We start from the raw sequence: 5,904 nt of genomic DNA on the forward strand, positions 1-5,904 counted from the left end.
CGGACGGCAGCGCCACGGAACCTGGCGTCGAGTCGCCGTTGCTCGCGGACGTACACGGGGACCCCGGGCTGCGGCGGCGGTTGATCGCGGTGCTCGGTGCGTCGTCGGCGCTCGGTGACCATCTGGTGGCTCACCCCGAGCACTACCGGGTGCTGCGGACGGCCCCGGACGGGCTCGCCCCGGCCGCCGAGGGGCGGCTGGAGCCGACCGACGGCGGCAACCCGGTGGCGGCGCTGCGGACCGCGTACCGGTTGGCGTTGTTGCGGATCGCGGCGGCCGACCTGACCGGCGGTCGCGGCCTGGAGCAGACGATGGCGGCGCTCTCCGCGTTGGCCGACGCGACGCTGTCCGCCGCCTACGAGATAGCGGTCGAGGAGTTGGCGGAGGGCACCGAGCGGCCCCGGCTCGCGGTCGTGGCGATGGGCAAGTGCGGCGGCGGCGAGCTGAACTACGTCTCCGACGTGGACGTCATCTTCGTCGCCGCCGAGGACGCCGACCTGCCCGCCGCGACCCTGGTGGCGACCCGTCTGATCTCCATCTGCGGTCTGGTCGCCTGGCCGGTGGACGCCGCACTGCGGCCCGAGGGCAGCCGTGGCCCGCTGGTGCGGACCCTGGCCAGCCACCTGGCCTACTACCGGCGGTGGGCGCGCACCTGGGAGTTCCAGGCGCTGCTCAAGGCCCGCCCGGCCGCCGGGGACCTGCCGCTGGCCCAGGAGTGGATCGACCAGCTCGCGCCGCTGGTCTGGCGGGCGGCCGAGCGGCCCGAGGCGGTCGAGGACGTCCGCGCCATGCGTCGCCGGATCATCGACCACATCCCGCCGAAGGAGTTGGAGCGCGAGATCAAGCGCGGTCCGGGTGGGCTGCGCGACATCGAGTTCGCCGTCCAACTGCTGCAACTCGTACACGGTCGCGGCGACGAGACGCTTCGCGCGCCCGGCACCATCCCGGCGTTGCGCGCGCTCGTCGCCGGCGGCTACGTCGGGCGGGCCGACGGTGAGGCCCTGTTGCGCGGCTACCGCTTCCTGCGCAGCGTCGAGCACCGGCTGCAACTGCAGGGCCTGCGTCGTACGCACACCGTGCCCGCCGAGCCGGGCGCGCTGCGCTGGCTCGCCGCCGCGCTGGGTTTCACGGCCGCGCCGGGGCGCAGCGCCGTGGAGAGCTTCCGGGCCGAGTGGGTCACCCACGCCACCGAGGTACGCCGACTGCACGCCAAACTGCTCTACCGGCCGCTGCTGGAGTCGGTGGCCCGGGTGCCGGCCGACGGGCTGCGACTCACCCCGGAGGCGGCCAGGAACCGCCTGGAGATCCTCGGCTTCGCCGACCCGGCCGGGGCGTTGCGTCACCTCCAGGCGCTCACCGGCGGGGTGAGCCGCACGGCCGCGATCCAGCGCACCCTGCTGCCGGTGCTGCTCAGCGAGTTCGCCGACGCGCCGGAGCCGGACCGGGGGCTGCTCAACTACCGGAAGGTCTCCGACAAGCTGGGCAGCACGCCCTGGTACCTGCGGCTGCTGCGCGACGGCGGCCCGGTGGCCCGGCGGCTGGCCCGGGTCCTCGCGCTGTCCCGGTACGTCGCCGACCTGCTCGCCCGCGACCCGGAGGCGTTGCGGCTGCTGGCCGAGGAGAACGAGCTGGCGCCACGCGCGCCGGAGGTGCTGCGGGAGGGATTCTTGGCGGCGGCGGCCCGGCACAGCGACCCGGTCGAGGCGACGAGCGCGGTGCGCGCGCTGCGCCGTCGCGAGCTGGTCCGGGTGGCCTGTGCCGACGTGCTCTGCCGGGCGGGTGCGCTCGCGCCCAGCCCCACCCGACCGGACGGCGCGACCCGGCCGGCCGCCGGGCTGTCCGACATCACCGCGGTCGGCACGGCGCTCGCCGACGTCACCGACGCCACCCTGGCCGCCGCGTTGCGGGCCGCCCAGGCCAGCCAGCCGGCGCCGGAGGGGCTGCGGTTCGCGGTGATCGGCATGGGTCGGCTCGGCGGGTACGAGTCGAACTACCTCTCCGACGCCGACGTGCTCTTCGTCTACGACCCGCCACCGGGCGGCAGCGAGAGCGCCGCCAGCGCCGCCGCGCACGCCGTCGCCGAGGAGCTGCGCCGACTGCTCGGGGTGCCGGCCCCGGACCCGCCGCTCGGCGTCGACGCCGACCTGCGGCCGGAGGGCCGCCAGGGTCCGCTGGTCCGCAGTCTCGCCGCGTACGCCGCGTACTACGCCCGCTGGTCGCGGGTGTGGGAGGCGCAGGCACTGCTGCGCGCCCGGTTCGTCTGCGGAGATGCCGACCTGGGCGCCGAGTTCGAGTCGATGATCCAGCCGGTGCGCTACCCGGCCGGCGGGCTGACCCGCGAGCAGGTCGTGGAGATCCGGCGGATCAAGGCCCGGGTGGAGAACGAGCGACTGCCCCGGGGAGCCGACCCGGCCACCAACACCAAGCTGGGTCGTGGGGGGCTCGCCGACGTGGAGTGGGCGGTGCAGCTCGTCCAGCTCCGGCACGCCGGCGCGAATCCGGAGCTGCGCGGCACGCGTACCCTCGACGCCCTCGCGGCGGCCGAGCGGGCCGGCCTGGTCGACCCGACGGACGCCGCGGAGATGGCCGCCGGTTGGGCCCTGGCCGCGCAGGTCCGCAACGCGTTGATGCTGGTCCGGGGCCGGGCCGGCGACCAGCTGCCCCGGCACGGGGTGGAGTTGGCCGGCGTGGTCGGGCTGCTCGGCCGCGACGACCCGGGGGAGTTCCTCGACGAGTACCTGCGCACCGCCCGCCGCTCCCGCGCCGCGGCCGAACGGGTCCTCGATGCCTGACGCGTCGCCGCGCCCCACCGGGCGGCGCATCGCGGGCACCGGCGGGGTGGCGGCGACCGGGGTCGCGGTGGTGCTCGCCGTCGCGTTCCTCCTCGCACCACCGATGGGCACCGACCTCGCCGCGCAGGTCGCCCGTGCCGGGTTCACCGAGCGGTACGGGGCCGCGCCCGTCGACTTCGGCTGGTACGGCGGCGTCAACCAGTACGGCTACAGCCTCTTCACCGCCCGGTGGGGCGCGTTGATCGGGGTGCGTCCGCTCGGGGCGGTCGCCGCCGTGGTCGGCGCTGCCGCGCTGGGCTGGTTGTTCACCCGCAACCGGGCCCGCCGGCCGCTGCTGGCCGGCGTCCTCGGCGCGGTGGTGCTCGTCGGCAACCTGGCCAGCGGTCGGATCACCTTCGCGGTCGGGCTGGCGTTCGGGCTGCTGGCGCTCTGCGCGGTGAGCGCCGAACGCCCACCACGCTGGCTCCGGCTGACGCTCGCCGCCGGCTGCGCCGCCCTGGCGACGGCGGCCAGCCCGGTCGCCGGCCTGTTCACCGGGCTGGCCGGCGCGGCGTTGCTGCTGGCCGCCGTGCGGACCGGTGACGGGCCGGGCCGCCCGCTGCCCGGAGGCTGGCGGGCCGAGCGACCGCTGGCCGAGGGGTTCGTCCTGGCCGTGGCGCCCGCCGTCACGCTCGCCCCGATCGCGTTCGGCTTCGGCAACGGCGGCACCCAGCCGTACTCGGCCGAGTCGATGCGCATCAACGTCGCGCTCGCGGTGCTGGTGGCGGTCGTGCTGCCGCGTCGCCGCCGGGTGCTGCGCATCGGCGCGGCGCTCACCGTGCTGCTCCTGGTCGGGGCGTACTACGTGCCCAGCCCGATCGGTTCCAACGCGCTACGGCTGCCGATGTTGTTCGCCCTGCCCGTGCTGGCCGGGTACGCCGCGTTGCCGGGGCCGTGGCTGGCCGGGCTGCTCGCCGCGACGGTGTGGTGGCAGTCGCCGGTGATGGTGAGCGACGTGACCCGTGCCGGCTCCCCGGAGAGCGTTGCGAGCTTCTACACACCGCTCGTCGCCGAACTCGACCGCCGACAACCAGCCGGGCGGGTCGAGGTGGTGCCGCTGCGCGACCACTGGGAGTCCGCGTACCTGCCGCCGACCGTGCCGCTGGCCCGAGGCTGGGAACGCCAGGTCGACAGCGACCGCAACGCGCTGTTCTACGACGGCAGCCTCAGCACGCAGACGTACGAGCAGTGGTTACGGCACGAGGCGGTGACCTACGTGGTGCTCGCCCCGGACGCCCCCGCCGACAGGTGGGGGCGCGACGAGGCCGCGCTCGTCCGCGGCGGCCTGCCGTACCTGCGGGAAGTCTGGAGCGACCCGACCTGGCGGATGTACGCGGTGGTCGACCCGACCCCGCTCGTCGGTGCCCCGGGCCGGCTCGTCGCCTCCGAGCGCGGCGCGGTCCGGCTGACCGCCACACCGGGGGACGTGCCGCTGCGGGTGCGCTGGTCACGCTGGCTCACGCTGGACGGCCCGGACGGCTGCCTGCGACCGGGCGAGGACGGGTGGACCGAGGTACGGGTCCGTGCCGCCGGTGACTACACGCTCTCCAGCGCGCTGACACCGGCCCGGCACTGCTGACCGTCCGGGTGCTGCCGTCGGCGTCCCGTCGTGCTGCTGGCAGCATGTCCGGCGTGCCTTCCCACCTCGCGCGCTGGACCGGCCTCGCCGGCTCGATGCTGCTCGCGCTCGCCGCCTTCCTCGGCGGCGCGTTCCCCGGCGGCCCCCTGCGCAGCACCCCGGTCAGCATCTGGCAGGGGTCGCACGGCCCGCTGGTCCTCGCCGCCTGGTTGGTCGGCACCGGCCTGATGGCGTACGCCTGGTGGGCACTTCGCGACGGGGGACCCTCGACGCGGTGGGCCCTGGTCACCGTCGGGCTCTGGCTGCTGCCGTTGCTTGTCGCACCACCCTTCGGCAGCCGGGACGTGTACGCGTACGCCTGCCAGGGCGCCAGCTTCGTCGGCGGCATCAGCCCGTACGAGCAGGGCGTCTCGGCGCTGCCCTGCCCCTGGCTGGACACCGTCTCGGTCATCTGGCGCGACACCCCGGCGCCGTACGGGCCGCTGTTCGTGCTCATCGCGGGCGCCGTGGTGAAGGCCACCGGTTCGCTGACCGCGAGCATCGTGGTGTTCCGGGCACTGTCGCTCGTCGGCGTACTCCTCACGGCGTGGGCCCTGCCGGCGCTTGCGCGTCGGGCCGGTGTGCCGCCGAAGCGGGCGGTGTGGCTGGCATTGGGATCCCCGCTGGTCGCCGCGCACCTGATCGGTGGCCCCCACAACGACGTACTGATGCTCGCCGCGTTGGTCGGCGGGCTGGCCGTGGTGGCGGCGCACCCCGGCCGGCGCACGATGCTGCTGGTCGGCGGCCTGCTCCTCGGAGTCGCCGTCGCGATCAAGGTGACCGCCGTGGTGGTGGTGCCGTTCGCCGCGCTGGCCGCCACCGTCGGGCCGTACCGGATCCGAACGCTGATCCGCGACGGCGGCTGGGTGGTCGGCGGCGCCGTCGCCACGGTGGTCGGCGTGACCGTCGCCGGTGGGCTCGACTTCGGTTGGGTCGGCGGGCTGTCCCAGGGGGGCGCCGCCATCGCCTGGACGTCCCCGCCGACGGCTGTCGGGCAGACGGTCGGCTACGTCGCGGCGCTGTTCGGCGGTCACATCGACGCGTTGCCGGTCACCCGCGGGATCGCCGTGGTCGTCCTGGCCGTCCTGCTCGTCTGGCTCTGGTGGCGGGCCCGCACCCGCGACCCGCTGTACCACGCCGGCCTCGCGCTGGCCCTCACCGTCGCGCTCGCCCCCGTCGTACACCCCTGGTACTGGACCTGGCCGCTCTTCGTGCTGGCGGCCACCGCCAAGCGCACCAGATGGTTCACCGTGGTCGCCCTGGTCGCCTCCTTCCTGGTGCTGCCCGACGGCACCGGCCTGCCCCGGTACACCAAGACCATCGGGGCGCCACTGATGACGCTGTTGGTGATCGTGGTCGTCGTCCGGTTGGTACGGTCGGCTCGGGCGGCCCGTCAGCCGGTCGCCGCCGACTGAGGGAAGGTGCGCCGGTGACCGCTCCCGGTGCCCCCCTCTC

At 75.5% G+C, this 5,904-nt stretch carries 3 protein-coding genes; all 3 read left to right on the plus strand.

What is annotated here, in order from left to right; genetic code table 11:
• Positions 1-2,792 (plus strand): bifunctional [glutamine synthetase] adenylyltransferase/[glutamine synthetase]-adenylyl-L-tyrosine phosphorylase (locus tag ACWER9_RS31625; protein ID WP_452305293.1); only part of this gene is annotated, 2,792 nt, incomplete at its 5' end.
• Positions 2,785-4,410 carry a hypothetical protein gene (locus ACWER9_RS31630; protein ID WP_452305294.1) on the plus strand — a complete coding sequence of 542 codons (1,626 nt, stop codon included), beginning with the start codon at positions 2,785-2,787 and terminating at the stop codon, positions 4,408-4,410. The genes ACWER9_RS31625 and ACWER9_RS31630, both read left to right, overlap by 8 nt.
• A 53-nt stretch (positions 4,411-4,463) precedes the next feature.
• The gene (gene mptB, locus ACWER9_RS31635; protein WP_452305295.1) at positions 4,464-5,864 is read left to right on the plus strand and encodes a polyprenol phosphomannose-dependent alpha 1,6 mannosyltransferase MptB; all 1,401 of its coding nucleotides are present in this window, start codon (positions 4,464-4,466) and stop codon (positions 5,862-5,864) included.
• The last annotated feature ends 40 nt before the right edge of the window (positions 5,865-5,904 follow it).

The sequence above is a fragment of the Micromonospora sp. NPDC003944 genome (genome assembly GCF_053605225.1).